This window comes from Rhizobium sp. JAB6 (assembly GCF_003024605.1).
Classification (GTDB): Bacteria; Pseudomonadota; Alphaproteobacteria; order Rhizobiales; family Rhizobiaceae; genus Rhizobium.
The window spans coordinates 766602-791587 of record NZ_PYJQ01000001.1; the positions used below are offsets into that span (position 1 = coordinate 766602).

Consider the following 24986-nt stretch of genomic DNA (forward strand, 5'->3'; position numbering starts at 1 on the left):
ATCCTGAATGTCTAATGAAACCCATCATTCTCCCGACGGGAAAATGGACGCTCGCAAGCTCGCATACCTCGCCCTCGGCTCGGTCGGCGTTGTTTATGGCGATATCGGCACCAGCCCGCTTTACGCCTTTCGCGAAGCATTGAAGCCGGTGGCCGCTGACGGTCTGACGCGCGGCGAAGTCATCAGCGTCGTCTCGCTGATGTTCTGGACGCTGACGATCATCGTCACGATCAAATATGTCCTTTTTCTGCTCCGCGCGGACAATGACGGCGAAGGCGGCACGCTCTCGCTGCTGGCGCTATTGATGAAGACCGCGAACGGCCATACCGCCATCCTGATGCTGCTAGGATTGCTGGGGGCCGCACTCTTCCTCGGCGACGCGATGATCACGCCGGCGCTTTCGGTCCTTTCGGCGGTCGAGGGTCTGAAGCTCGTGACGCCGCAATTGTCGGATTACATCGTGCCGATCTCGGTGGCGATTCTCGCATTGCTTTTTGCGATCCAGTCGCATGGTACCGGTGCCGTCGCCCGCTTCTTCGGCCCGATCACGGCGTTGTGGTTCATCGTCATGGGTCTTGCCGGCATCATGCACATTTCCGATGACTACAGCATTCTGGCGGCTCTCAATCCCTGGTATGCGGTGAGCTTTCTGATGCGCGAGGGCTTCCTCGGCGTCGTCGTTCTCGGTGCCGTGTTCCTGACGGTGACGGGCGCGGAAGCGCTCTATGCCGACCTTGGCCATTTCGGCCGCCGCCCGATCCAGTGGGCCTGGTTCGTGCTGGTGTTTCCGTCGCTTACCTTGAATTACTTCGGTCAAGGCGCGCTGGTGCTGCGCGATCCCATGGCCATGTCGGACCCGTTCTTCCTGATGTATCCCCACTGGGCGATCCTGCCGGTGGTCATTCTTGCCACGATGGCGACGATCATTGCCAGCCAGGCCGTCATCACTGGTGCTTTCTCGCTGACGCGCCAGGCGATCCATCTCGGCTTCCTGCCGCGCATGGAAATCCTCTTCACCTCCGAGACCAATACCGGGCAGATTTTCCTGCCGTCGGTCAATACCGTCCTGTTCTTCGGCGTCATCTTCCTGGTGCTGGCCTTCAAGACCTCGGATGCGCTCGCGACGGCCTATGGTATCTCGGTGACCGGCGCGATGGTCGTTACCTCGATCATGGCCTTTGAATTCGTCCGCGTCCGCTGGAACTGGACGCTGCCGATGGCGGTTGCCGTGCTCACGCCGCTCCTGCTGCTGGAATTCGTCTTCCTCGGCGCCAACCTCCTGAAGATCCACGATGGCGGCTATGTGCCAGTGATGATCGCGACGGCCTTCACCGTCATCATGTGGACCTGGCGCCGCGGCACCGCGATCCTTATGGAAAAGACACGCCATACCGATATCCCGCTGTCGTCCTTCGTCAGCTCGATCGAGCGCAAGAGCGATCACTCGCCAGCGCATGTGCCCGGTACCGCGATCTTCCTGACGAGCGATCCGGAATCCGCGCCCGCCGCACTGCTGCACAATCTGAAGCATAATCACGTCCTGCACGACAAGAACGTCATCCTGACGATCCGCACCATCAACAAGCCGCGCGTCGCTCAGGAGGATCGTTATACGGTCGAGAAGGTTTCGGACCGCTTCTCGCGCGTTGAGCTCCGCTTCGGCTTCATGGAATCGCAGAATGTCTCGCAGGCGCTCGCGACCTTGCGCAAGACCGGCCTGAAGTTCGACATCATGTCGACCTCCTTCTATCTCGGCCGCCGCAAGCTCGTGCCGGATGCGAAGTCGGGCATGCCGCATTGGCAGGACCGGCTCTATATCGCCCTCGCCAACGCCGCGACCGACCCCTCGGACTATTTCCGTCTGCCGGCAAACCGCGTGGTGGAACTAGGTTCCCACGTCATCATCTGACGCGGATATTTTCAGCTGTTTGCTCAAAGGGCCCTGTGGATGTCCGCCGCGCCCTTTTTGTGTTTTCGGTTCACCGCCCGCATCATCATAGAATTGCCCGAATTAACCATCCATCAAGGTTAATGGGAGATTATTCCGGCTCCTGGTTTCGAGTGCCGTTTGGAGTCCGGTGTTGTCTCGCTCGCGTTATGTCAGCCGCAAGTCGCGGTTCCTGCCACAAAATTGGACCTCTCCAGCCGTCTTCGGGCTTTGCGCCTGGCTTATTTTTCCGTCGACAGCAGCCTATGGCGATCTTGCCGGCCTGCTTGCGGGGATCGACCGGGAGGGCGCTAACTGGCGCATGGTGATGACGGACTCGCCAGCCGGCTCCACCCATCAGGCAGAGCTGGCCTTTGGCGATGCCAAGGCGTCCGCTGCCATTGGGGACGGCGGTCTGGTGTTGCCGGATGGACGCCGCGTCGCGTTCCAGTCCGAAGGCAAGGGCAGCGATCCCCGGCCGGATGAGGATCGTGTCAATAGGCAGAACAAGAAGGGCAGGGTGGTGGCCGTCACACCCATGCAGCCGCCGAAGGATTTTTCTGCAGGTTCGGTGCTGCAGCGCCAAAGCATGCTGCTTCGGCCGGAATCGGCAACCGGCGAGCGCACGGCATTCCTGAAGCCGCAGCTTGGTGGCAAGGAAATCCAGATTGCCACCGCCTTTTACAGGAAAGAGCCGCCGAAGCCGGACGAGAGCGTACCGGCCTATATCGCCAATCTGGTCACCAATCAGAATGCCGATGTGCTGGCCGCCGCTTATGCTTCGCCGGCGCCGGATTATGCCCGCGTCTCGCCCTTCGATTCCATTCTGGCAAAGGACCAGGACGGGGAGGGACGTTTCGTGCCGCAGATCGGACCTAAGGATCATGCCTGGGCAGCGAATGTCCTGCCGCCTTCGGTCTTCTCGCCGGATGAACAGCAGTGCCTTGCCACTGGCATCTATTTCGAGGCGCGCGGCGAGTCCGTCAAAGGGCAGGCCGCCGTCGCCCAGGTCATTCTCAACCGGGTCCGCAATCCCGCCTATCCGAAGACCATCTGCGGCGTCGTCTACCAGAACGAAGACTGGCACAATGCCTGCCAGTTCTCCTTTGCCTGCGACAACGTCAAGGAGCGCGTCAATTCGCCCGAGCACTGGCGCATCGCCCGCCAGGTCGCCATGGCCGTCACCGCCGGCAAGATATGGCTGCCGGAAGTCGGCTCCGCCACGCATTATCACGCTGTCTATGTCCGGCCGAAATGGGCCGCTGATATGGTGAAGGTCGGCCGCATCGGCATGCATATCTTCTACCGGACCTATGGCGGCGGCTGGAGCTGAGGTCGTTGGCTTCACGCCCCGACGGCCCGAGAACGGCGGCATCCGTCGGCAAAAAAGCCACAGGAACGCGCGAGCTGAAGAGGATTCTTCGGCTCACTTTCCGCCCAATATGGTCCTTTCGCTCTAAACTCATGATTTAATTGGGCTAATTTATGGCTGGACAGATGGTGTCTACGCCTTGACTATGCTTTTTCCTAAAACTATGTTGCGCGCGACTTCAAAACGGGCCGAAAGGTGGCGAAACCTGCCGTTCGTTTACGCGTTGACCGGGGTATAGGGATTACGCGCAGCGAAATGGGGAGGACGTTATCATGACGGATGACCGCGACGAGGGTCTGGAACAGCGGCGGGCGCAGCTGGGAGCCGAATTGGCGAACAAGCGCGCTGCGGTGAAAGAGGGTGAACACGGGGAGGTTCGCGCCGAGGAGAGCCGTAAGGGTTATGCTCAGGCGATGAAACTCTCCAGTGAGTTCATAGCTGCGATCATCGTTGGCGTCGTTCTGGGCTATGTCTTCGACCGTTTTATCGGTACGACGCCGTGGGGCATGATTATTTTTCTGCTTCTCGGATTCTGTGCCGGTGTGCTGAATGTGCTGCGCTCCGCAGGCAAGGTGGCGACACCGGAGCCGCAGGGGCGCGAGCCTAGTAAGAAATGAGCGGAAGCAACGCTGTGGCGTTTTTTCCAAGTGAGAAGCATCCGCTCGGTGGAGCGGAAAAATGAAAGAGAACAAGCGGTGGCAAACGATCCTACCCATCAGTTCCTGATCTTTAAGATTATCCCGATCGATATCGGTGGAATTGATTTTTCGTTCACCAATGCTTCGCTGTTCATGGTTGCTTCCGCAGTGCTGTCCGCGGGCTTTCTCTATTTCGCCAGCGCGCCGCGCGCCGTTGTCCCGACGCGCTCTCAATCCGTGGCGGAAATGGCCTATGAGTTCATCGCTTCGATGTTGAAAGAGGGGGCGGGGACAAAGGGAATGAAGTTCTTCCCGCTGGTCTTCTCGCTGTTCATGTTCGTGCTGACGGCGAACCTGCTGGGTCTCGTTCCCTACTTCTACACCGTCACCAGCCAGATCATCGTGACGCTGGCGCTCGCATTGCTTGTCATCTTCACCGTTATCTTCTACGGTTTGATCAAGCACGGTTTCGGCTTCTTCAAGATTTTCGTGCCGCAGGGTGTTCCGGGAATTCTCTTGCCGCTGGTGGTGGGGATTGAAGTCATCTCCTTCCTCTCCCGCCCGGTTTCGCTGTCCGTTCGTCTTTTCGCCAACATGCTGGCCGGTCATATTACGCTCAAGGTGTTCGCAGGCTTTGTCGCCTCGCTCGGAGCCCTCGGCGCGCTTGGCATCGGCGGAGCCGTTCTTCCTCTTATCATGACCGTCGCCCTCACCGGTCTCGAGTTCCTTGTCGCCTTCCTTCAGGCTTACGTCTTTGCGGTGCTGACTTGCATGTACCTCAACGACGCAATCCATCCGGGCGGCCACTAAGGATAAAGACATTGGCGTCTAACGGGCGTCAGTCATTCACCGCACAACCATTTCAAAGGAGTTCAACATGGACGCGGAAGCAGCAAAGTTCATCGGCGCAGGTTTGGCTTGCTTTGGTATGGCCGGCACGGCTCTCGGCCTCGGCAATATCTTCGGCAGCTACCTGTCCGGCGCACTGCGCAACCCGTCGGCTGCTGACAGCCAGTTCGGCCGTCTGGTATTCGGCTTCGCCGTTACGGAAGCTCTGGGCATCTTCTCGCTGCTCGTCGCTCTCCTCCTGCTCTTCGCCGTCTGATATCAGCGGCGTCATAGATCACGGTTCGCGGATAGCGAGCCGTGATTCTTTGTATTTGCAGACCACCTGGAGGTGAGCATGTTTGTGACCCCGGCATATGCTGAAGAAGCACCGCCGGCCGCCGGAGCGGTGCACACGGAAACGGGTGCGCCGAATGAAGGCCATCACGGCGGCGTATTCCCGCCGTTTGACCATACGACGTATCCATCACAGCTGCTTTGGCTGGTGATCACCTTCGTCATCTTCTACGTGGCTATGCAGAAGATCGTTATTCCGCGCGTCGGCACCATTCTGGAAAGCCGGCACGACCGGATCGCCCAGGATATCGAAGAGGCCTCGCGCCTGAAGGCTGAGGCCGACGCCGCCGTCGCGACTTACGAAAGCGAATTGGCTGCTGCACGCGCCAAGGCAAATTCCATCGGCGCCACTGCCCGAGATGCCGCCAAGGCCAAGGCCGAAGAGGATCGCAAGGCGATCGAGGCAAGCCTGGCTGAAAAGCTCAAGGCCGCCGAAACCCGCATTGCTGAAATCAAGGCGAAAGCCTTCGGCGATGTCGGCGCGATTGCCGAGGAGACCGCCGGTGCCGTCGTCGAGCAGTTGGTCGGCAATGTCGCCGGCAAGGCCGATGTCGCCTCTGCGGTTGCAGCGGCTGCCGCAAAGCAGGAGGGGTGATCCATGGAATTCGCTCTCGATAACACCTTCTTCGCCTTTGTCAGCCTTCTCATCTTCCTCGGCCTGATCGTTTACCTCAAGGTTCCGGGCATGATGGCAAAGTCGCTGGACGACCGCGCCGATCAGATCCGCAACGAGCTGGCCGAAGCCAAGCGCCTGCGCGAAGAAGCCCAGCACCTGCTGGCCGAGTATCAGCGCAAGCGTAAAGAAGCCGAGGCTGAAGCAGCGCATATCGTTGCCGCGGCCGAGCGCGAAGCCGAAATGCTGACGACCGAGGCTCGCAAGAAGACCGAGGAATTCGTTGCCAACCGCACGGCTTTGTCCGAGCAGAAGATCAAGCAGGCCGAAGCCGATGCGATGAAGGCAGTCCGCTCCGCCGCCGTCGATCTGGCGATAGCGGCCGCCGAATCGGTTCTGGCAAAGAAGGCCGATGGCAGCGTCCAGTCCGGTCTCTTCGTCGACGCGGTCAAGGAAGTGAAGACGCGGCTGAACTGAGCCCCGGAATATCGAAATTCGAGAGAGCCCTGCTTCGGCGGGGCTTTTTTATTTTCGCCCTGCCGGTTGATCATTGCCGCAACCGACAGCAAAGTCATGGTATCGAGGAGGGGCGGATGCAGGCGATGACTGGCAGCGAACCGTTTCGCCAAGGCGATCTGATCGTGAGGCCGGCAGCGGCCTGGACACCCGGCGTGCATGCTTTGCTGACTGCGCTGCGTCGGCATGGTTTCCATGCAGTTCCCCATTCGGCTGGATATGACGAGGCCTGGGAGCGGGTAAGCTATCTGCCCGGAGATACCGGCGAGCTTGACGAGCACGTCGCTATGCGCGGCGAAAGGGCGCTGCGGTCGGCGGCATCGCTGCTGCGTCACTATCATAATTGCTCCGCCTTGTTCGCGAAAAGCCTTGAGACCAGTTATGAATGGCAACTGCCGGCGCGGTCGCCTTGCGAGGTCATCTGTCACGGAGATTTCGCCCCCTACAATGTCGTCCTGAACGACGGCGAGGTGACCGGCCTCATCGATTTCGAGGCTGCGCATCCCGGTCCGCGGGTATGGGATCTGGCCTATGGGATTTATCGTTGGGCGCCTTTGTCCTCCAGCGCCGCGGTGGAAGGAGCGGGCACACTTGCTGCTCAAGTCCATCGTGCCCGCATCTTTGTCGATGCCTATGGCTTGTCGATTGCGGAGCGTCCTTCATTGCCCAACGTCATCGTCGAGCGGCTTGAGGCACTGCTGACTTTCATGGAGCATGAGGCCGCGCGCGGTATTGAGAGATATCGCCGAAACCTGCAGGATGGGCATGACCGCATCTACCGGCAGGATATCGCCTATATCAAAAAATCCGCCGCGGATATTGTCACCGCACTGACGGGCTGAGTGTTCAGACGGCCTCTTTGCGCAGCGGACGGAAGCTCATGCGATGCAGCGGGCAGGGACCATGCTCCTCGATGCCGGCGCGGTGCTGAGGAGTGCCATAGCCGGCATGGGCTGCAAAACCATAGGCCGGAAAGACAATGCCCGCGCGCGCCATCATGCGGTCGCGGGTCACTTTGGCGACGATCGACGCGGCAGCGATGGAGAAGGAGCGCGCATCTCCTTTGACGACGGCCTTTCCGGGGCAGGCAAGCCCGGCAGGCACATCGAGCCCATCGGTTAGCACATAGCTTGCCGGCACGGCAAGTCCGCAAACGGCGCGGCGCATCGCATCGAGGCTTGCCTTGCGGATATCGGTCGTATCGATACGGCCGGCGCTGGACGAGGCGATGGAGACCGTTGCTGTTGCGAGAATCTCGATGAACAGCTCTTCGCGTCTGGCGGCGGTCAGCTGTTTGGAATCGTTCAGACCTTGAGGGATCCGTTCGGGATCGAGAATGACAGCGGCGGCGACGACCGGTCCTGCAAGCGGGCCTCGGCCCGCCTCGTCGGCCCCGGCGACAGGCCAATGGCCGGCCCGGCGTGCAATCAGCTCCAGCTCGAAAGTGGGAACGAGTGGGACGTCCTCGAAGAGCATTGGAGAATCGGGTGATGTGCTGCGTGTCATGCGGCGAAGCTCGCACACCACCCGATCTCCTGCAAGCCCCCGGTGGATCAGGGCGGCGAACCCAGGGGCTTTTCCAGCGGGGTCAGGGAAAACCCGCAAGGAATATCAAAGCAGCGACAGCTGCACCCCGCTGCCATCGGGCGGCACGAACAGATCGTCGCGCAAAGCGATATTGCGGCGCGTGAGCTCGAGCCGGCGCGTCGCCATTTCGAAGCGACGGCTGATCTGCCAGGCATAAGGCCCGGCACCCTTCATGCGCTTGCCGAATTCCGCATCGTAATCCTTGCCGCCGCGCATCGAACGGATCAGCGACATGACGTGACGGTAGCGATCCGGATAATGCTGCAGCAGCCAATCGCGAAACAGCGGGCTCACCTCCAGTGGCAGTCGCAGGATGACATAGCTCGCCTCCTGCGCGCCGGCCGCTTTGCCCGCATCGAGGATGCGCTCGATTTCATGATCGTTGAGGGCAGGGATAATCGGCGCCACCATGATCGCAGTGCGGATGCCGGCCTCGTTCAAGGCCTGGATCGCCTCCAGCCGCCGCGGCGGCGTCGCAGCCCGCGGCTCCATGGTGCGCGCGAGCTTGCGGTCGAGCGTCGTCACCGACAGGCCCACCCGCACCAGGTTCTTGGATGCCATCTCTTTCAGGATGTCGATATCGCGCATGACCAGCGCCGACTTGGTGACGATGGCGACCGGATGGTTCGCGCGGTTTAGCACCTCGAGGATCTGGCGCATGATTCGCCATTCCTTCTCGATCGGCTGATAGGGGTCGGTATTGGTGCCTATGGCGATGACGCGCGGCTTGTAACCGGGCTTTGCCAGTTCGCGTTCCAGAAGCTTGGCCGCATCCGGCTTGGCAAACAGCTTCGATTCGAAATCCAGCCCCGCCGACAGTCCCATATAGGCATGCGTCGGCCGCGCGAAGCAGTAGATGCAGCCATGCTCGCAGCCACGATAGGGATTGATGGAACGATCGAAAGAAATGTCGGGGGATTCGTTGCGGGTAATGGCGGTGCGCGGCTTCTCCACCTGCACTTCGGTTTTGAAGGGCGGCAGCTCCTCCCAGCTTTGCCAGCCGTCGTCGAAGGCTTCGCGCTGCTGCGGCTCGAACCGACCGCTGGGGTTCAATCCGGCGCCACGTCCGCGCCGACGCTCGGCATCGACCCTGAGACCGGAATCGGCGATCAAAGCGTTGGCAACGTCTGCCGTATGGGCAGGCGCGAAAGCGGCCTGCCCTGCAAGGGACTGTTCGTTCATCGGTAGCTCCAGGCGGTTCATGCCATTGCACGCCGCGTCTAAGATGATTAAATTCCTATCCGACAAATGAGAACATTGCAAGAACAAAAATCCGGAATCGCGACTTTCCACATCATTGGGAGGAGGGGTTGGCGATGCCCGCGGCGAAGGTTTCCGGCGGCATATGATGCTTTTCTTAAACGTTTTGAGCTGAGGGTTAGACGCTGGCAATAAATGATGCGCCGCACTATAAAAGGGCAATGTTGACGGTCATCATCGAATGCCAGGATCACGAACCCGAACTGGCGCAGACATTGGCGGCATTGGTGGCAGGCGCGGTCGAGGGGCTGGTCAGCGATGTAGTCGTGCTCGATCACGGCTCCAGCGATGGCACATCGAAAGTGGCGGATGCTGCCGGCTGCCGCTTTTATTCGCAGTGGGATATCAAGGACATAGTGCGGTCGGCCCGCGGTGAATGGCTGTTGCTGGTCGAGCCGGGCGCACGGCCGCAAGCTGGGTGGATCGACGAGATCGCCGAATATGTCGCCCTGAACAAAGTGCCGGCGCGGTTTACGGCATCGCGCGGCTACCGCCGCCCCTTTCTGAAGCGGATCGGCCGCCGCTCGCCGCCCCTGGAACTGGGCCTGCTGCTTTCCAAGCATCAGGCCATCGCGATCGCCAGGTCGGGCATGCGACTCGCGGAATTCGCCAAGGGCCAGAAGGGCCGCAAACTTTCGAGCGAACTCATTCCCTCATGGGTGGCGCGCGCGGCGCGGTAGGTCGCTTTCTACAGATTCCATTTGTAAACGCGGGAATAGCTGCGATAATTCTCGTGTGGCGGCACCTTTCGCGTGTCGCGTTGGTGGCCGACCATGAAGATGCCGATATCAGGCGGAACTGGTCAGCAGAACTCTCCTTTTCCGCCGGGATTTCGGCGAAAGGAGGTGCGTTATGAAACGCACGATGCTCTACCGCCTCATGGGAACCGTCCTCGTTGCAAGTGCAATTCTTTTCCCCGGCAACGCCGCCGCTCAGGTAACCTTGGCCTGCGCCAAGCGCGTCGATATCGTCGCGTTTCTTGGCGATCATCTTTCGGAAAAGCTTTCGGCTGTCGGCAAGCTCGATCAGAGCACGATTGTTGAGATCTACGCCGCCGAGAGCGGCAACTGGACACTGCTGATGAGCGACGCATCCGGCCGAAGCTGCATCATTCTCAGCGGCGATTCCTGGGAATCAATTCCTGTCCTGCCGAAGGCATGATGGTCGCGCGATGGCGCGGCGAGCCGAAGATCTATCTGGAGCCGGCGCCGCGCTTCAGATGCTCATCGAGGCGCGGCATGATCTCCACGAAATTGCAGGGCATGTGGCGATAGTCGAGTTGCGCCTTCAAGATACCGTCCCATGCATCCTTGCAGGCGCCAGGCGAACCCGGCAGCACGAAGATGAAGGTGGCGTTGGCCACACCGCCGGTCGCCCGCGACTGGATGGTGGCCGTGCCGATCTTGTCATAGGAGATACGATGGAAAACCTCGGAAAAGCCGTCCATTCGCTTTTCGAAGAGGGGCTCCAGCGCTTCGGGCGTGACGTCGCGGCCGGTAAAGCCCGTGCCGCCGGTGGTGATCACGACGTCGACCGCATCATCCTTGGTCCAGGCTTCCACCTGCGCGCGGATGTGCTCCTTGTCATCGGGAACGATGGCGCGAGCGGCCAATCGGTGACCGGCGTCCGCAATGCGTGCGACCAGCGTATCGCCCGATTTATCGTCGGCAAGCGTGCGCGTATCGGAAACGGTCAGCACGGCGATGCCGACGGGAATGAAGGATCTTTCATTGACCGGACCTGCCATCATGCCTCTCCCGCGATCGTCTCCGTCACTTGGAAATACCAGTCCGGCTTCTGTCTGTGAAGCGATGCGGCGGCTTTCTTCGCCTGTTCGGCATCGGCGAAGATGCCGAAACAGGTGGCACCTGAGCCGGACATGCGCGTCAGGATCGGGGATTCGCCTTCGATCAGTCCGGAAAGCACGCCAATCTCGCCGCAGATCGAGCGCGCCGCCGGTTCGAGATCGTTGCGCAGGGTCTTGATCGTGTCGATCCATTCGCCTTGACCTTGCGGCATCTGCGACGGAAATAGCAATGGCGGATTATCCTTGCGCATGAGCTGGCGGAATACATCCGGCGTGGAGACGCCAACGAGCGGATTGCCGAGAACCACCGGAAAGGAAGGAAAGGACGGCAGCAAGTCTATCGCCTCGCCGATTCCGCGCGCTGTCAGCGGTCGGCTCGAAAGGCACATCGGTACATCGGCGCCAAGCTTCAGGGCTATTCTTTTGAGGGTACCTTCAGGCAGGCCGAGGCGCCAGAGCCGCATCAGCCCGCGCAATGCCGCAGCCGCATCGGCCGAACCGCCGCCGATTCCCGATGCGATCGGCAGATTCTTTTCCAGATGAATATGGACGGCGGGCGCATCGAGGCCGGAAGAGTTGGCTTCCTGGCGCAAGAGATCGCGCGCCTTGAGCACGAGGTTGTCGCCGGCCTCGGCATCGGCCGAAAGGAGCGGCCCAAAGCGCCCCGAAAGGCTGAAATCGTCATTCTCGCTTGCGCGAAAGAAAAGACGATCGCCATGGCGGGCAAAACTGACAAGCATGTCGAGCAGATGATAGCCATCCGCACGGCGCCCCGTCACATGCAGCGCGAGATTGATCTTTGCGGGCGCTTCTTCCGTGAGGTCGAAATCGCCCGCTGCCAAGATCGTGCTCATGGAAGTCTTAGGACTTCTTGTCGACCGGCGCCGGAGCGTTCGTGTCGGGCGAGGGTGCGGGTGCCGGATCGGGCTGCTTGCTCTTGTCGACGGTCTTCGGATCGTTGTCGAGCGGCGGCAAGCCCTTCTCGACCTTCTCCTTGATCTTCGGAATATCCGCCTCTTCCGGCTTGGAGGCGAGCGCCCGGTTCCACTGGTAGACGGCTTCGAGCTTGCGGTTGACGCGCCAGTAGGCGTCGCCGAGGTGATCGTTGATCGTCGGATCGCCGGCCTTCAGCTGCGCTGCCCGTTCGAGCTCGCTCACGGCATCGTCGAAACGGTTGAGGCGGAAATAGGCCCAGCCAAGGGAATCGACGATGTAGCCGTCGTCCGGCCTGAGATCGACGGCCTTCTTGATCATGTCCAAACCCTGGTCGAGGTTCATGTTCATGTCGACCCAGGAATAGCCGAGATAGTTCAGCACTTGCGGCTGATCCGGATTGAGCTCGAGGGCCTTCTTGAAGTTCGGCTCTGCATCCGCCCACTTCTTCAGCCGCTCATAGGCAATCCCGCGCTGGAAGAACACCGCCCAATCGCTGCGCTTCGGCGCGGGGCCGATGATCTGCACGGCCTTGTCGTAATTGTCGGCCATGGCCTGGAAGTCCTTGGCATCCGAAAGGACGCTGCCATAGGCGAGATAGCTGCGGACATCGTTGGGATCTGAATCGATCAACGCCTTCAGATGCTTGCGCGCATCGTCGACTTTGCCTGCCTGGGCCAGCGCGAGGCCGAGCTGCAGCTCGGAGATGCGGGCCATCGGCGAGTTATCGGGCACCTTCTTGTAGAAGCTGATCGCACGGTCGGTCTGCTCCTGCTTCTCGGCCAAGCCGCCGAGCAGCACCAGCGTATCGGCTGCCTTCGGATCGAGGGAGTTGGCTATCTGCAGATAGAGCGAGACGACATCCTCCGCGCCGTCGCGGTTCAGCGCGGCACCGATGGTGAAGAGCACGGCGGCCGCGCCCTCGCTGGCATTGGTCACCTGCTGGTCCGGCGTATCGCCCTTGCTGATACTGTCGCGCAGCGCATTCAAGGGGGCATAGTTGCTGACGAGATTGTCACCGACCGAGATCGCATCCAGGGCCTTCTGCTTGTCGCCGGCTTTGGCTTCGAGGCGCGCGAGCGCCATGACGGCGCGCATGAACGTATCGGGAGCCGTTGCGCCACCCGTCTTGTCGAGGATCGCGTCGTTAAGGTGAGAGCGTGCCGACTTCAGGTCGCCCATCGTCAGCGCAATGGCGCCTGCATGATAGTTCTTGAAGATGTTGAACCAATCCGGACCCTTCATCTTGTCGATCATCGAGATGGCTTCCTTGCCGCGGCCGGAGCCGGCGCGGGCCCAGGCGGCAAGCAGGTTGGTCATCATCCGGTCGAGATCGTTCGGCCCGCTATATTTGAGGATTTCCTGCGCGGTACGGTATTCGTGCCGGCGGATGGCATCCATGCCGCGCACGATGGTGGTCACGCGTTCGACGGAAGGATCGCTCTTCAGCTCGTTGGCGTATTTGACGCCCTCTTCCAGATTGCCGTTGAGCAGCAGCGAGATCATCAGCCGCTGGCGAATTTCCGGGTTGCTCGGGTCGATCATCAGCGCCTTTTTATAAAGCGCGATGGCAGTGTTGTAGTCGTGATCGACATCGGCGGTGCGTGCGGCGAGAAAGGCGCCTGCGAAGGTATCGACACTATCCGTATCGAAGGCCACCGGGGCGCTGGCCTCCGGTGCTGCCGCCGGCTTATCATCGGCCCGGGCGACATTCAGGGCGGACACTGAAAGGACCGCCGCCAAGGCTACGCCCGAGAGGAAACGGATGGCAAGTCTCTGCCGCATTAGAAAGCCTTTCATCAAGGGACAGCCGGCGAAGACGCCGGCGGCATAAGCATTCGTGTCAACTGATTCACAACAGGATGGCTTTTTTGAAGCGGCCCTGCAACAAATTCAGGCCGCCGCCATCAATTAACGCGTTCGATGCAGAAATCGATCACTTCCAGAAGTGCCGATTTCCAAGGCGTTTCCGGCAGTGGTGCCAGAGCGTCGCGCGCGATGGTGCCGTAATGCACGGCACGGGCAATTGTATCGGCCAGCGCGCCATATTTCGTGATCAGCCCGAGAGCCTTTTCGAGATTTTCGTCGCTGTTGTTGCCGGTTTCGATGGCCTCGCGCCAGAAGGCGCGCTCCTTCTCGGTGCCGCGGCGATAGGCCAGGATCACCGGCAGCGTGATCTTGCCCTCGCGGAAATCGTCGCCGACATTCTTGCCGAGATCGGCAGCCTTGCCGCCGTAGTCGAGCGCATCGTCGACGAGCTGGAAGGCGAGGCCGAGATTGGTGCCGTAGGATTTCAGTGCATTGCGTTCGGCCTTGCCGGCATTGGCGACGATCGGGCCGACTTCGGCCGCGGCGGCAAACAATGCCGCAGTCTTGGCGCGGATGACGGAGAGATAATCGTCTTCCGTCGTCTCCATGTTCTTGGAAACGGAAAGCTGCAGCACTTCGCCTTCGGCGATGACGCAGGCGGCCGAGGAGAGCACGTCGAGCGCTTCGAGCGAGCCGACTTCCACCATCATGCGAAAGGCTTGGCCGAGCAGGAAATCGCCGACCAGCACGCTTGCCTGGTTGCCCCAGATCATCCGGGCGGTGGACTTGCCACGGCGCAGATCGCTTTCGTCGACTACGTCGTCATGCAGCAGTGTTGCCGTATGCAGGAATTCGACCGAGGTTGCCAGCTTGATGTGATTGTCGCCCTGATAGCCGTAAAGTGCGGCAGACGCGATGGTCAGCATCGGCCGCAGGCGCTTGCCGCCGGAGGAGATGAGATGTTCCGCAACTTCGGGGATCATCTGCACATCGGAGCCGGCCTTGGACAGGATGAGCTGATTGACGCGTTCCATATCCGCCTTGGTCAGGTCCACCAATGGCTTGATGGATGCCAGTTTATTCTTGCTTTCTTCCAGCGGTATCACGACGCCCAACGATCCGGACTCCTGTTCATTTTCTGCAAAGCACAATAAGAAGGGGCGAAACGGGCGGCAAGAGGCGAATTGTCTCGTCGCGTAAATTTGACAGGAATTCTAAGGCCTATGCACGAGTTGATCCGTACCAATGACCCGGTCCTTCTCTCATTCGCGGAGAGCCTGATGAAGGATGCGGGTATTCATTGCTTCGTTGCGGATCAGGCCATGAGCATTCTGGAGGGCTCGCTCGGGATGCTGCCGCGCCGCTTTCTCGTGGAGGAAGAGCGTGCAGATCTGGCCCGGCGTATCTTGACCGATGCCGGACTCGGCGACGAGTTGCGCCCGGTGCGGACCTGAGGCCGGTCATGACCGGCAAGCCCTCCGAAACCATCGATGCCTTCCACCGCGGCGCCTTCCATGTCGTACAGCCGAAGGGCAGGGGGCACCGCTCCGGCATGGATGCCATGCTGCTGGCAGCGCTCGTGGCCGATGAGCGCGCCATACGGGCGGCCGATCTCGGCGCGGGCGCAGGGGCGGCCGGAATGGCCGTGGCCTCACGGCTGGAGCGGGCGGAGGTCGTGCTGTTCGAGCGCTCGCGCGATATGGCCGAGTTCGCGCGCAAGAGCCTCCTGCTGGCTGAAAACGCCCGTTTTGCCGGCCGCGTCTCGGTTGTCGAAGCCGATGTGACGCTCACCGGCAAAGACCGCAACGCGGCGGGCCTTGTCGACGACAGCTTCCATCATGTGATCATGAATCCGCCCTTCAACGATGCCAGCGACCGGCTGACGCCCGATGCGCTGAAGGCCGAAGCGCATGCCATGACGGAAGGGCTGTTCGAGAAATGGATCCGCACGGCAGGTGCGATCATGATCCCTGGCGGCCAGCTGTCGCTGATTGCCCGGCCGGAATCGATCGGCGAGATTATCACTGCCTGCGGCCGCCGCTTCGGCGGTATGGAAATCACCCCTATCCATCCCCGTGAAGGCGAGAATGCCGTGCGCATTCTGGTGACGGCGATCAAGGGTTCGAGGGCGAGGCTGGCACTGCGCGCGCCGCTGATCATGCATGGCGAAGGGACGCATAAATTCACCGATTTCGTCGATGACATGAACAACGGCCGCGCTTCGTATCCGCGCCGATAGCCATTCGGTCGCCCTCCGCATCAGGGCATCAAATACGATCCGCAATATTGCGTTTGCCGTTTCCATGCATACATCACGGGCAGTAAACATTATGAAGCAGGGATGACGAATGGTTGGGTTCTTGAGACGCATGCTTCCGAAGCGCTTCCGCAAGGAGGAAGTGATCGTCCCTGTCGTCCGCCTGAGCGGCGTCATCTCTTCCGCCGGCGGACCGCTGCGGCAATCGTTAAATCTCGCAGGCGTGTCGCAGGCGCTTGAAAAGGCCTTCGGCATGAAGACGGCGCCGGCTGTCGCCATCGTCGTCAATTCGCCCGGCGGTTCTCCGGTGCAGTCGCGCATGATCTATAATCGCATCCGTGATCTTGCCGCGGAGAAAAACAAGAAGGTCCTGGTCTTCGTCGAGGATGTCGCGGCGTCAGGTGGTTACATGATCGCGCTCGCAGGCGACGAGATCATTGCCGACGCCACCTCCATTGTCGGTTCGATCGGTGTCGTCTCCGGCGGGTTCGGTTTTCCGGAGTTGTTGAAGAAGATCGGCGTCGAGCGCCGCGTCTATACAGCCGGTGCGAACAAGGTAATCCTTGACCCATTCCAGCCGGAGAAGGAAAAGGATATCGAATATCTGAAGAGCCTGCAGCTCGAGATCCACAAGGTTTTTATCGATATGGTGCTCGAGCGTCGTACGGGAAAACTTTCGGCGGACGAAACGGTGTTCTCCGGCCTGTTCTGGACCGGCAGCCGCGGGCTGGAACTTGGCCTTATCGACGGCCTCGGCGATATGCGTCAGGAATTGAGGAAGCGCTTCGGTGACAAGGCCAAGCCGACGCTGATTACCACGCCGCGCAGCCTTTTCGGCCGCAAGGCTCCGGGCATCTCGCTTAGCGGCATGGATCGCCTCGGTGCCGGGCTTGCGTCCGGGCTTGCCGAAGCGGCGGAAGAAAGGGCATTGTGGGGCAGGTACGGATTGTAGGCGGGAGCGCTGGGTAATGCCCCAGATCATCTTCTTCATCATCGCAGTCGGCGGCGTCTGGCTGCTCTATCGGCGCTTCGTGCGCGATGCCCAGAAGCTCGCCGAAAAATCCCGCCGTGCCGAAACGGAACGCCGCACCGGGGCCATGGGCACGCTGGTCAAGGACCCGAAAACCGGTGAGTATCATGTGAAGCGCGGGGATGAATAAAACTCAGATGCCTCGGTGAGGCAGGCTGCAGCGCCGCTTGTGCTGCAAAGCCTTGACCCATTCGCCGCGCCGTGGCACCTGTCCGCCAAACCATTCGCTAGCGGAAGAAATCAATTCCCATGACTGCCAACGTGCCCGACCATATGAACCCGAAGCGCTCCTTTCAGGCGCTGATCCTGACGTTGCACAATTACTGGGCCGACAAGGGTTGCGCGGTTCTGCAGCCTTACGACATGGAGGTCGGCGCCGGCACGTTTCATCCCGCGACCACGCTGCGCTCGCTGGGGCCGAAGCCGTGGCGGGCCGCCTATGTCCAGCCGTCGCGCCGCCCCTCCGACGGCCGCTATGGCGAAAACCCGAACCGCCTGCAGCATTACTATCAGTATCAGGTCATCCTGAAACCCAATCCGCCGAACCTGCAGGAGCTCTATCTCGGCTCGCTGAAGGCCATCGGCCTCGATCCGCTTCTGCACGATATCCGCTTCGTGGAGGACGATTGGGAAAGCCCGACGCTCGGCGCATGGGGCCTCGGCTGGGAATGCTGGTGCGACGGCATGGAAGTCTCGCAGTTTACCTATTTCCAGCAGGTCTGCGGCATCGAGTGCGCGCCCGTCGCCGGCGAGCTGACCTACGGCCTGGAGCGTCTTGCCACCTATGTTCAGGGCGTCGACAGCGTCTATGACCTGAATTTCAACGGCCTCGAAGGCGAAGACAAGATCACCTATGGCGATGTCTTCCTACAGGCCGAACAGGAATATTCCCGGCATAATTTCGAATATGCCAATACAGAGATGCTGCATCGCCATTTCATCGACGCAGAAAAGGAATGCCAGGCGTTGCTGGCTGCTGGCGCGCCCGGTGACAGCGAGAATCATCGCCTGCACAAATGCGTCTTCCCGGCCTATGACCAATGCATCAAGGCGAGCCATGTCTTCAATCTGCTCGACGCCCGCGGCGTCATCTCGGTGACGGAACGCCAGAGCTACATCCTGCGCGTGCGCACGCTGGCCAAGGCTTGCGGGGAGGCCTTCCTGCTGACGGATGCAGGCGGCGCCAATTGGAATCAGCAGGCTGCTTGAGCCTGACGTGTCTCGGAGCGCGCCGGGTGCGCTCTCGAGAGACGATCGTTCATGAGATATGCTTTCTGAACGATCCCAAGATCGGACCAGACTGACCGGATCTTGCTTGCCTATAATCCTGAAGGCCGGGTGACATTGCCGGCAAATCTGCCTACTGTCCTGTGGTTGCAGTCGCCACGGGGTTTCCAGATGTATATTCTTCTCGCGATCATAGTTCTGGCCGCGCTCTATGTCGTCTTCGCCTATAACGGGCTCGTCCGCGCACGCCAGGTGGCTGAGGAGGCCTGGTCGGGCATCGACGTGCAGTTGAAGCGCCGCGCCGACCTCATTCCTAATCTCGTTGAGACGGTTAAAGGCTATGCCGGCCATGAACGCCAGACCTTGGAAGAGGTTGTGGAACTGCGCAACAAGGCGCAGGCGGTGCCGGCGGGCGATGTCGCCGCCCGAGGCCAGGTAGAGGGCTTGTTGTCGCAGGCACTCGGTCGCGTGATTGCGCTCGCCGAAGCTTATCCCGACCTCAAGGCCAACACGAACTTTCTCGAATTGCAGCGCTCGCTGGAGGGCGTCGAGGGTGAAATTCAGATGTCGCGCCGTTATTACAACGGTGCCGCGCGCGATCTGAACGTCAAGGTCGAAACCTTCCCGAACAACCTTATCGCCGGTCCCTTCGGCTTTACCAAGAAAGCCTATTTCGAGATCACGAACGAAGCGGACCGTGCCGTTCCGACGGTAAAGTTCTGAGATTTCCGCTATCGGTTTTTCATGCGAGGCGGTAAAGGATGCCGACCGCAGGCCATCGGCCGCTTTCCTGACTGACCAAAGAGAATGATGATGGGTAGAGCCAAACTCACGATTATCCCGCCGGGCAAGCCCTTGACCGGCCGCGCCATGCCGCCGGGATCGAAGTCGATCACCAACCGCGCGCTGCTGCTGGCGGGGCTTGCCAAGGGCACCAGCCGGCTGACCGGTGCGCTGAAGAGCGACGATACCCGCTATATGGCCGAGGCGCTGCGCGCCATGGGCGTTGTCATCGACGAGCCAGACGACACGACCTTCATCGTGACCGGCAGCGGCAAGCTGCAGGCGCCGGCTGCTCCACTTTTCCTCGGCAATGCCGGCACGGCGACGCGCTTCCTGACGGCTGCTGCGGCACTCGTCGAAGGCAAGGTCATCGCCGATGGCGATGCCCACATGCGCAAGCGGCCGATCGGCCCGCTCGTCGACGCGCTGCGCTCGCTCGGCGTCGATGCCTCGGCTGAGACCGGCTGCCCGCCCGTCACCATCAACGGCACCGGCCGTTTCGAGGCAAGCCGCGTGCAGATCGACGGCGGCCTGTCCAGCCAGTATGTTTCGGCCCTGTTGATGATGGCGGCCGGCGGCGACCGCGCCGTCGATGTCGAGCTGCTCGGCGAACATATCGGCGCGCTCGGTTATATCGATCTCACGGTCGCGGCCATGCGCGCTTTCGGCGCCAAGGTGGAGCGCGTGAGCCCGGTTGCCTGGCGCGTGGAGCCTACCGGCTACCAAGCCGCCGATTTCCTGATCGAGCCGGATGCTTCCGCCGCGACCTATCTCTGGGCGGCCGAAGTGCTGAGCGGAGGCAAGATCGATCTTGGAACCCCGGCAGAACAGTTCTCGCAGCCGGACGCGAAGGCCTATGACCTGATCTCGAAGTTTCCGCACCTGCCCGCCGTCATCGACGGCTCGCAGATGCAGGATGCCATCCCGACGCTCGGCGTCCTTGCCGCCTTCAACGAGACGCCGGTGCGCTTCGTCGGCATCGAGAACCTCCGCGTCAAGGAGTGCGACCGTATCCGCGCGCTGTCCAGTGGTCTGTCGCGCATCGTGCCGAACCTCGGGACTGAAGAGGGCGACGATCTCATCGTCGCATCCGATCCGAACCTCGCCGGCAAGGTGCTGCCGGCCGAGATCGACAGCTTTGCCGATCATCGCATCGCCATGAGCTTTGCGCTCGCCGGCCTGAAGATCGGTGGCATCACCATTCTCGACCCCGATTGCGTCGCCAAGACCTTCCCGTCCTATTGGAACGTGCTGGCGTCGCTTGGTGTCGTTTACGAAGACTGACGCTCCGCCATCTCAAGGGAGGCTGAGCGCAGGCATGTTCCTGACGTGAGCGGCGCCGGTAACGGCGTCGCGCCCATCCTTTGGGGGAGTGATGACACGGCTTTGCGGGTTCTTCCTGGCTCTGTGCCTGCTGCTTTGTACAACGGCGGTGACGGCAGCCGAACTCATCACCAACTTCGATCAGGCAATCGCACTACATCGTGACGGCTCCATGCGCGTCGTCGAGACGATCTCCGTCAATGCCGAGGGCCAAAACATCCGCCGCGGTATCTTCCGGGATTTCCCGCTTGTTATGACCGATGCCGGTGGCCGTCAGATCGAGGTGGATTTCAAGGTCGTCTCCGTCGAGCGCGACGGGCAGCCGGAGGACTGGCGCAGCGAGCGTATCAGCGGCGGCGAGCGCATCTATATCGGCAAGGCCGATCGTATCCTGAACCCAGGCCCACACACATTCCGCCTGACGTATGACACCAACAGGCAGATGCGCTATTTCGGCGATCATGACGAGCTTTACTGGAACGTGACGGGCAATGGCTGGCTGTTCCCGATCCTCAATGCGAAGGCAACCGTCACCTTGCCCGACGGCGTGCAGCCGCAGCAGCTTGCCTTCTTTACGGGGCAGTTCGGCGCTACGGGCAAGAATGCCAATGCGAGCCAGCAGGGTAACATCGCTATCTTCGCGACGACCAGGCCGCTCGCAGCCGCTGAAGGCCTGACGATTGCCATCAAGCTGGCCAAAGGAGCGATCACGCCGCCGAGCGACAGCCAGCAATGGGGCTGGTTCCTTCGGGATCATCTCGATACGACCATTGCTATCGGCGGGTTGATCCTGCTGTTTGCCTATTACATGCGAAGCTGGATCGCGGTCGGACGCGATCCCTCGCCGGGTGTCATGGTTCCGCGCTGGGATCCGCCTGACGGTATTTCGCCGGCGCTCATGAACTATATCGACAACAGGGGCTTCGCCGGTTCCGGCTGGACGGCATTCTCGGCGACGGCGATCGACCTTGCCGTGCGCGGCTACGTCATTCTCGACGATCTGAAGGAAAAAGTCGTTATCCGCCCCACGGGCAAGGCCGGCGGTGATCTCAGCGGCGGCGACAAGGTGCTGATGCAGGCCGTCGGACCATCCGCCCCACTGGTGATCGATAGAGAGAACGGCGAGGCGGTGCAGCTGCTGGGCTCGAAGTTCCGCAGCGCCATCGAGGGCGATCACCGCGGCGAATATTACAAGGCCAATTCGCTCTATGTGATTGCCGGCATCGTGCTGTCGATCCTCATCCTGGCCTCCGTCGTCATCTTTGGGCGGCTGCATGAGAATGTCCTGCCGCTTATCATCACACCGGGATTTCTGTCGATTTTCGTGACGATCTTCGCAAGCTCGATCGGCCGCAGGTTCCGCAGGCACAGCGCCAGCCTCGCCCAGCGCATCTTTTCAGTGCTGATCTTTGCCTTCTTTGGCTTCGTCTTCGTATCGATTGCGGTCAGCGGCTTTGCCGCCGCCGTCGTGCCGCTATGGGAAGCGGGTCTGCTGCCGCTGGTCGCCGCCATTGTCGGCATCTTCGCGCTCAACGTCGTCTTCTATTTCCTGATGGGCGCGCCGACGCCGCTCGGACGCAAGATGATGGATGGCATCGCCGGCCTCAGGCAATATCTGACGCTCGCCGAACGCGACCGCATGAACATGCAGGGCGCACCACAGATGTCGCCGCAGCATTTCGAAAAACTGCTGCCCTATGCAGTGGCACTCGGTGTCGAAAAGCCCTGGTCGAGCGCCTTCGAGGCCTGGCTTGGGACCGCCGCGGGTGCTGCCGCGGCAGCCTATGCCCCGGTCTGGTATTCCGGTGATTTCCGCCCGGGCAATATCGGCGGCACCATCGGCGACTTCTCCTCTTCCATGGCATCGACCATAGCGTCGACCATTCCCGCCCCGGTATCGAGCTCCTCCTCCGCTTTCGGCGGCGATGGGGGAGGTGGTGGTTCCTCCGGCGGCGGCGGAGGCGGTGGAGGCGGCGGAGGGTGGTAAATTCGCCGTTTGCCTTGGTGACTTTTGCCGCCGGGCTTGCTAAGTCCGCCCGGATCATTTCTGCCTCAAGGTAAAGACAGCTCCCATGCCCGATCTCCTTCTCGAACTCCGCTCCGAGGAAATTCCCGCCCGTATGCAGCGCAAGGCTGCCGGCGATCTGAAGAAGCTGGTGACCGATGCCCTGGTCGAAGCAGGTCTTTCCTATGAAGGGGCCAGGGAATATTGGACGCCGCGTCGCCTCACGCTCGATATTCGCGGGCTGACCGCGCGTTCGGCCGATGTGCGCGAGGAGCGCAAGGGGCCGCGCACCGATGCCAACGAGAAGGCGATCGAAGGCTTCCTGCGTGGCGCCGGCCTCAACTCCATTGCCGAGGCGCAAGTCCAGAGCGACCCGAAGAAGGGTGATTTCTACGTCGCGACCATTTCCAAGCCCGGCCGTGCCGCAGAGGAAATCATTGCGGCCGTGATGCCTGACATCATCAGAAATTTCCCCTGGCCGAAGTCGATGCGATGGGGCAAGACCTCGGTAAAGCCCGGTTCGCTGCGCTGGGTGCGCCCGCTGCAGTCGATCGTCTGCACCTTCGGCACCGAGCATGAAGAAACTGCCGTCATCCCCATCGAGATCGACGGCATCGTCGCCTCCAATGTGACCTACGGCCACCGCTTCCATGCGCCCGGTCCGATCACGGTCAAGCGTTTCGAGGATTATGCCTCGAGCCTGGAAAAGGCCTATGTCGTTCTCGATGCCGAACGCCGCAAGGACATCATCCTGCATGATGCCCGCGATGTCGCTTTTGCCAACGGCCTGGAACTGGTCGAAGACGAAGGCCTGCTGGAGGAAGTCTCCGGCCTCGTCGAGTGGCCACAGGTGCTGATGGGCTCCTTCGAGGAGGATTATCTCTCGATCCCATCCGAGATCATCCGGCTGACCATCAAGACCAATCAGAAGTGTTTCGTCATGCGGGCGCCGTCCGGCGAGACGCTGTCCAACCGTTTCATTCTCGTCGCCAATATCCAGGCGACGGACGGCGGCAAGGAAATCATCCGTGGCAACGGAAAGGTCGTGCGCGCGCGTCTGTCCGACGCGCTGCACTTCTGGAAGCGCGACCAAGGCGATCTGCCCGATCTCGAAACGCTGGAAGCCTCCGCTAAAAAGTTCGGCCTCGATCTGAAGAGGCCGCTCGATCAGCGCATGGCGAAGCTTGATGTGCTGAACGTCACCTTCCATGCCAAGCTCGGCAGCCAGGGCGAGCGTGTCGCTCGCATCCGTGCGCTGGCCGCTGACCTTGCGAAGATCACCGGCGCTGATGCCGCTCTGGTCGACCGTGCCGTCGTATTGGCCAAGGCCGACCTGCGCACCGAAGCCGTCGGCGAGTTCCCCGAGCTCCAGGGCGTCATGGGCCGCAAATACGCAACGCTGCAGGGCGAGAACGCTTCTGTGGCGACGGCGATCGAAGATCACTACAAGCCGCAAGGGCCCTCCGACCGCGTTCCCGAGGACAAGGTTGCGATCACGGTCGCGCTCGCCGATAAGCTGGATACGCTTGTCGGCTTCTGGGCGATCGACGAAAAGCCGACAGGCTCGAAGGACCCCTATGCACTACGCCGCGCTGCCCTTGGTGTCGTCCGTATCCTATTAGAGCGCGGCGTACGCCTGCCGCTGCTGGCGACCACCAAGGATGCCGACCTTCTCGCCTTCTTCCACGATCGCCTCAAGGTCTATCTGCGCGATCTCGGCGCCCGCCATGATCTGATCGATGCCGTGCTGACGCCGGAAACCGACGATTTGCTGATGGTCGCCCGCCGTGTCGAGGCGCTGACCGCCTTCATCACCTCCGAAGATGGCAAGAACCTGCTCGCCGGCACCAAGCGCGCCACGCAGCTTCTGTCCGCCGAGGAGAAGAAGGGCACCGTCGTTGCCGATGGTGTTTCGGAAGCCTTGCTGAAGCTCGATGCCGAAAAGGACCTTTTCGCCGCTGTCAAGGCCGCCTCCGCAGAGGCTTCCGACGCGATCGCCAAGGAAGATTTCCGCTCCGCCATGGCAGCCCTTTCCAAGCTGCGCGCGCCGGTCGACCGCTTCTTCGAGGATGTGCTCGTCAACGACGAGGACGCCGCCATCCGCGCCAATCGCCTGGCGTTGCTGCGCATGATCCGCGAGGCAACCGGCACCGTTGCCGACTTCTCGAAGATCGCGGGATAAGGCATGGGGGCGCGATGACCGGAAAGATCCTCGTCAGCGCCTGCCTCATGGGCCATGCCGTCCGCTATGATGGCCGCTCCAAGCCACTCGTGCATCCGGCAATCGATCGCTGGCGAGAGGAGGGGCTGTTGGTCACGATCTGTCCGGAAATGTCCGCCGGCATGGCGGTTCCAAGGCCGCCGGCCGAAATTGCAGGCGGTGCCACCGGAGAGGACGTGCTTGCCGGCACCGCAAAGGTGATGGAAATCACCGGCGGCGATGTCACGGCGGAATTTCGTCGAGCGGCGGAAAATGCACTGGCGCTCGCCAAGGAAACCGGCTGTCGCTACGCTCTGCTGATCGACGGCAGCCCGTCCTGCGGCTCCGGCTTCATCTATGACGGCACGTTTTCCGGTGGCCGGCAGAGCGGCCGGGGTGTCACCGCGGCGCTGCTCCAGCAGGCCGGCATCGAGGTCTATTCCGATCGCGAGATCGACAGGCTGGTCGAGCGGCTGAAGGCTGCAAACCGGATTATTTAGCGACCAGCCTCAGCGCA

At 61.2% G+C, this 24986-nt stretch carries 26 protein-coding genes; 20 read left to right on the forward strand and 6 right to left on the reverse strand.

Annotation, left to right across the window (positions count from 1 at the left end; translation table 11 throughout):
- The first annotated feature begins 7 nt into the window (after positions 1 to 7).
- The 8 genes from C7U61_RS03745 to C7U61_RS03780 all read left to right on the forward strand — a co-directional run bounded on the left by C7U61_RS03745 (position 8) and on the right by C7U61_RS03780 (position 7090).
- The gene (locus C7U61_RS03745) at positions 8 to 1909 is read left to right on the forward strand and encodes a potassium transporter Kup (protein ID WP_106996758.1); all 1902 of its coding nucleotides are present in this window, start codon (positions 8 to 10) and stop codon (positions 1907 to 1909) included.
- 172 nt (positions 1910 to 2081) lie between these two features.
- Positions 2082 to 3260 (forward strand): cell wall hydrolase, encoded by a 1179-nt coding sequence (locus tag C7U61_RS03750; RefSeq protein ID WP_106996759.1) that lies wholly within the window; start codon positions 2082 to 2084, stop codon positions 3258 to 3260.
- 311 nt (positions 3261 to 3571) lie between these two features.
- Positions 3572 to 3916 carry an AtpZ/AtpI family protein gene (locus C7U61_RS03755; RefSeq protein WP_106996760.1) on the forward strand — a complete coding sequence of 115 codons (345 nt, stop codon included), beginning with the start codon at positions 3572 to 3574 and terminating at the stop codon, positions 3914 to 3916.
- 78 nt (positions 3917 to 3994) lie between these two features.
- On the forward strand, positions 3995 to 4747 hold the full coding sequence (locus tag C7U61_RS03760; protein ID WP_106996761.1) for a F0F1 ATP synthase subunit A: 753 nt from the start codon (positions 3995 to 3997) through the stop codon (positions 4745 to 4747).
- A gap of 67 nt (positions 4748 to 4814) precedes the next feature.
- Positions 4815 to 5042 (forward strand): F0F1 ATP synthase subunit C, encoded by a 228-nt coding sequence (locus C7U61_RS03765; RefSeq protein WP_015338972.1) that lies wholly within the window; start codon positions 4815 to 4817, stop codon positions 5040 to 5042.
- A 78-nt stretch (positions 5043 to 5120) separates the two neighbouring features.
- Entirely contained in the window at positions 5121 to 5714 is a 594-nt protein-coding gene (locus tag C7U61_RS03770; protein WP_106996762.1) for a F0F1 ATP synthase subunit B, read from the forward strand.
- A 3-nt stretch (positions 5715 to 5717) separates the two neighbouring features.
- The gene (locus C7U61_RS03775) at positions 5718 to 6209 is read left to right on the forward strand and encodes a F0F1 ATP synthase subunit B (RefSeq protein WP_106996763.1); all 492 of its coding nucleotides are present in this window, start codon (positions 5718 to 5720) and stop codon (positions 6207 to 6209) included.
- Between the two features lie 116 nt (positions 6210 to 6325).
- Entirely contained in the window at positions 6326 to 7090 is a 765-nt protein-coding gene (locus tag C7U61_RS03780; RefSeq protein WP_106996764.1) for a phosphotransferase, read from the forward strand.
- A 4-nt stretch (positions 7091 to 7094) separates the two neighbouring features.
- Here C7U61_RS03780 and C7U61_RS03785 read toward each other — a convergent pair whose 3' ends face one another.
- On the reverse strand, positions 7095 to 7754 hold the full coding sequence (locus C7U61_RS03785) for a ribonuclease HII (RefSeq protein WP_106996937.1): 660 nt from the start codon (positions 7752 to 7754) through the stop codon (positions 7095 to 7097).
- Between the two features lie 105 nt (positions 7755 to 7859).
- Entirely contained in the window at positions 7860 to 9017 is a 1158-nt protein-coding gene (locus C7U61_RS03790; RefSeq protein WP_106996938.1) for a PA0069 family radical SAM protein, read from the reverse strand.
- A 239-nt stretch (positions 9018 to 9256) separates the two neighbouring features.
- Here C7U61_RS03790 and C7U61_RS03795 point away from each other — a divergent pair, with 239 nt between their 5' ends.
- Together C7U61_RS03795 and C7U61_RS03800 are read left to right on the forward strand one after the other, a co-directional pair.
- The gene (locus C7U61_RS03795; RefSeq protein ID WP_106996765.1) at positions 9257 to 9775 is read left to right on the forward strand and encodes a glycosyl transferase; all 519 of its coding nucleotides are present in this window, start codon (positions 9257 to 9259) and stop codon (positions 9773 to 9775) included.
- 172 nt (positions 9776 to 9947) lie between these two features.
- Entirely contained in the window at positions 9948 to 10256 is a 309-nt protein-coding gene (locus C7U61_RS03800) for a hypothetical protein (RefSeq protein WP_106996766.1), read from the forward strand.
- A gap of 31 nt (positions 10257 to 10287) precedes the next feature.
- On the opposite strand, the gene moaB is transcribed toward C7U61_RS03800, so the two are convergent.
- From moaB to C7U61_RS03820, 4 genes are all read right to left on the reverse strand, one after another.
- A complete protein-coding gene (gene moaB, locus C7U61_RS03805; protein ID WP_106996767.1) occupies positions 10288 to 10842 on the reverse strand; it encodes a molybdenum cofactor biosynthesis protein B in 555 nt (184 codons plus the stop codon).
- Positions 10842 to 11756, reverse strand: a complete 915-nt coding sequence (locus C7U61_RS03810; protein ID WP_106996768.1) for a 4-(cytidine 5'-diphospho)-2-C-methyl-D-erythritol kinase — start codon at positions 11754 to 11756, stop codon at positions 10842 to 10844. The genes moaB and C7U61_RS03810 overlap by 1 nt, the downstream gene beginning before the upstream one ends.
- A gap of 7 nt (positions 11757 to 11763) precedes the next feature.
- A complete protein-coding gene (locus tag C7U61_RS03815; protein ID WP_106996769.1) occupies positions 11764 to 13620 on the reverse strand; it encodes a tetratricopeptide repeat protein in 1857 nt (618 codons plus the stop codon).
- A gap of 122 nt (positions 13621 to 13742) precedes the next feature.
- Positions 13743 to 14759 carry a polyprenyl synthetase family protein gene (locus C7U61_RS03820; protein ID WP_106996770.1) on the reverse strand — a complete coding sequence of 339 codons (1017 nt, stop codon included), beginning with the start codon at positions 14757 to 14759 and terminating at the stop codon, positions 13743 to 13745.
- Positions 14760 to 14867: 108 nt separating this feature from the next.
- Between C7U61_RS03820 and C7U61_RS03825 the strand changes: the two genes are divergently transcribed.
- From C7U61_RS03825 to C7U61_RS03870, 10 genes are all read left to right on the forward strand, one after another.
- The gene (locus C7U61_RS03825; RefSeq protein WP_106996771.1) at positions 14868 to 15098 is read left to right on the forward strand and encodes a DUF2007 domain-containing protein; all 231 of its coding nucleotides are present in this window, start codon (positions 14868 to 14870) and stop codon (positions 15096 to 15098) included.
- 8 nt (positions 15099 to 15106) lie between these two features.
- On the forward strand, positions 15107 to 15883 hold the full coding sequence (locus C7U61_RS03830) for a methyltransferase (protein WP_106996772.1): 777 nt from the start codon (positions 15107 to 15109) through the stop codon (positions 15881 to 15883).
- Positions 15884 to 15992: 109 nt separating this feature from the next.
- Positions 15993 to 16853 (forward strand): S49 family peptidase, encoded by an 861-nt coding sequence (locus C7U61_RS03835; protein ID WP_106996773.1) that lies wholly within the window; start codon positions 15993 to 15995, stop codon positions 16851 to 16853.
- 16 nt (positions 16854 to 16869) lie between these two features.
- The gene (locus C7U61_RS03840; protein WP_106996774.1) at positions 16870 to 17061 is read left to right on the forward strand and encodes a hypothetical protein; all 192 of its coding nucleotides are present in this window, start codon (positions 16870 to 16872) and stop codon (positions 17059 to 17061) included.
- A gap of 119 nt (positions 17062 to 17180) precedes the next feature.
- Entirely contained in the window at positions 17181 to 18140 is a 960-nt protein-coding gene (locus C7U61_RS03845) for a glycine--tRNA ligase subunit alpha (RefSeq protein ID WP_106996775.1), read from the forward strand.
- Between the two features lie 189 nt (positions 18141 to 18329).
- The gene (locus tag C7U61_RS03850; RefSeq protein ID WP_106996776.1) at positions 18330 to 18881 is read left to right on the forward strand and encodes a LemA family protein; all 552 of its coding nucleotides are present in this window, start codon (positions 18330 to 18332) and stop codon (positions 18879 to 18881) included.
- Positions 18882 to 18968: 87 nt separating this feature from the next.
- Entirely contained in the window at positions 18969 to 20225 is a 1257-nt protein-coding gene (locus tag C7U61_RS03855) for a 3-phosphoshikimate 1-carboxyvinyltransferase (RefSeq protein WP_181315786.1), read from the forward strand.
- A gap of 91 nt (positions 20226 to 20316) precedes the next feature.
- The gene (locus tag C7U61_RS03860) at positions 20317 to 22251 is read left to right on the forward strand and encodes a DUF2207 domain-containing protein (protein WP_106996778.1); all 1935 of its coding nucleotides are present in this window, start codon (positions 20317 to 20319) and stop codon (positions 22249 to 22251) included.
- A gap of 85 nt (positions 22252 to 22336) precedes the next feature.
- A complete protein-coding gene (gene glyS / locus C7U61_RS03865; protein WP_106996779.1) occupies positions 22337 to 24451 on the forward strand; it encodes a glycine--tRNA ligase subunit beta in 2115 nt (704 codons plus the stop codon).
- A gap of 14 nt (positions 24452 to 24465) precedes the next feature.
- Positions 24466 to 24969 carry a DUF523 domain-containing protein gene (locus C7U61_RS03870; protein WP_106996780.1) on the forward strand — a complete coding sequence of 168 codons (504 nt, stop codon included), beginning with the start codon at positions 24466 to 24468 and terminating at the stop codon, positions 24967 to 24969.
- Positions 24970 to 24986: the final 17 nt, after the last annotated feature.

Coding starts and splice junctions, on each gene's coding strand:
- C7U61_RS03780 (WP_106996764.1), top strand. CDS start 6,326: ATGCAGGCGATGACTGGCAGCGAACCGTTTCGCCAAGGCGATCTGATC.
- C7U61_RS03840 (WP_106996774.1), top strand. CDS start 16,870: ATGCCCCAGATCATCTTCTTCATCATCGCAGTCGGCGGCGTCTGGCTG.
- C7U61_RS03825 (WP_106996771.1), top strand. CDS start 14,868: ATGCACGAGTTGATCCGTACCAATGACCCGGTCCTTCTCTCATTCGCG.
- C7U61_RS03845 (WP_106996775.1), top strand. CDS start 17,181: ATGACTGCCAACGTGCCCGACCATATGAACCCGAAGCGCTCCTTTCAG.
- C7U61_RS03860 (WP_106996778.1), top strand. CDS start 20,317: ATGACACGGCTTTGCGGGTTCTTCCTGGCTCTGTGCCTGCTGCTTTGT.
- C7U61_RS03835 (WP_106996773.1), top strand. CDS start 15,993: ATGGTTGGGTTCTTGAGACGCATGCTTCCGAAGCGCTTCCGCAAGGAG.
- C7U61_RS03755 (WP_106996760.1), top strand. CDS start 3,572: ATGACGGATGACCGCGACGAGGGTCTGGAACAGCGGCGGGCGCAGCTG.
- C7U61_RS03815 (WP_106996769.1), bottom strand. CDS start 13,620: ATGCGGCAGAGACTTGCCATCCGTTTCCTCTCGGGCGTAGCCTTGGCG.
- C7U61_RS03870 (WP_106996780.1), top strand. CDS start 24,466: ATGACCGGAAAGATCCTCGTCAGCGCCTGCCTCATGGGCCATGCCGTC.
- glyS (WP_106996779.1), top strand. CDS start 22,337: ATGCCCGATCTCCTTCTCGAACTCCGCTCCGAGGAAATTCCCGCCCGT.
- C7U61_RS03850 (WP_106996776.1), top strand. CDS start 18,330: ATGTATATTCTTCTCGCGATCATAGTTCTGGCCGCGCTCTATGTCGTC.
- C7U61_RS03855 (WP_181315786.1), top strand. CDS start 18,969: ATGATGGGTAGAGCCAAACTCACGATTATCCCGCCGGGCAAGCCCTTG.
- C7U61_RS03770 (WP_106996762.1), top strand. CDS start 5,121: ATGTTTGTGACCCCGGCATATGCTGAAGAAGCACCGCCGGCCGCCGGA.
- C7U61_RS03800 (WP_106996766.1), top strand. CDS start 9,948: ATGAAACGCACGATGCTCTACCGCCTCATGGGAACCGTCCTCGTTGCA.
- moaB (WP_106996767.1), bottom strand. CDS start 10,842: ATGGCAGGTCCGGTCAATGAAAGATCCTTCATTCCCGTCGGCATCGCC.
- C7U61_RS03830 (WP_106996772.1), top strand. CDS start 15,107: ATGACCGGCAAGCCCTCCGAAACCATCGATGCCTTCCACCGCGGCGCC.
- C7U61_RS03765 (WP_015338972.1), top strand. CDS start 4,815: ATGGACGCGGAAGCAGCAAAGTTCATCGGCGCAGGTTTGGCTTGCTTT.
- C7U61_RS03775 (WP_106996763.1), top strand. CDS start 5,718: ATGGAATTCGCTCTCGATAACACCTTCTTCGCCTTTGTCAGCCTTCTC.
- C7U61_RS03795 (WP_106996765.1), top strand. CDS start 9,257: ATGTTGACGGTCATCATCGAATGCCAGGATCACGAACCCGAACTGGCG.
- C7U61_RS03745 (WP_106996758.1), top strand. CDS start 8: ATGTCTAATGAAACCCATCATTCTCCCGACGGGAAAATGGACGCTCGC.
- C7U61_RS03790 (WP_106996938.1), bottom strand. CDS start 9,017: ATGAACGAACAGTCCCTTGCAGGGCAGGCCGCTTTCGCGCCTGCCCAT.
- C7U61_RS03785 (WP_106996937.1), bottom strand. CDS start 7,754: ATGACACGCAGCACATCACCCGATTCTCCAATGCTCTTCGAGGACGTC.
- C7U61_RS03810 (WP_106996768.1), bottom strand. CDS start 11,756: ATGAGCACGATCTTGGCAGCGGGCGATTTCGACCTCACGGAAGAAGCG.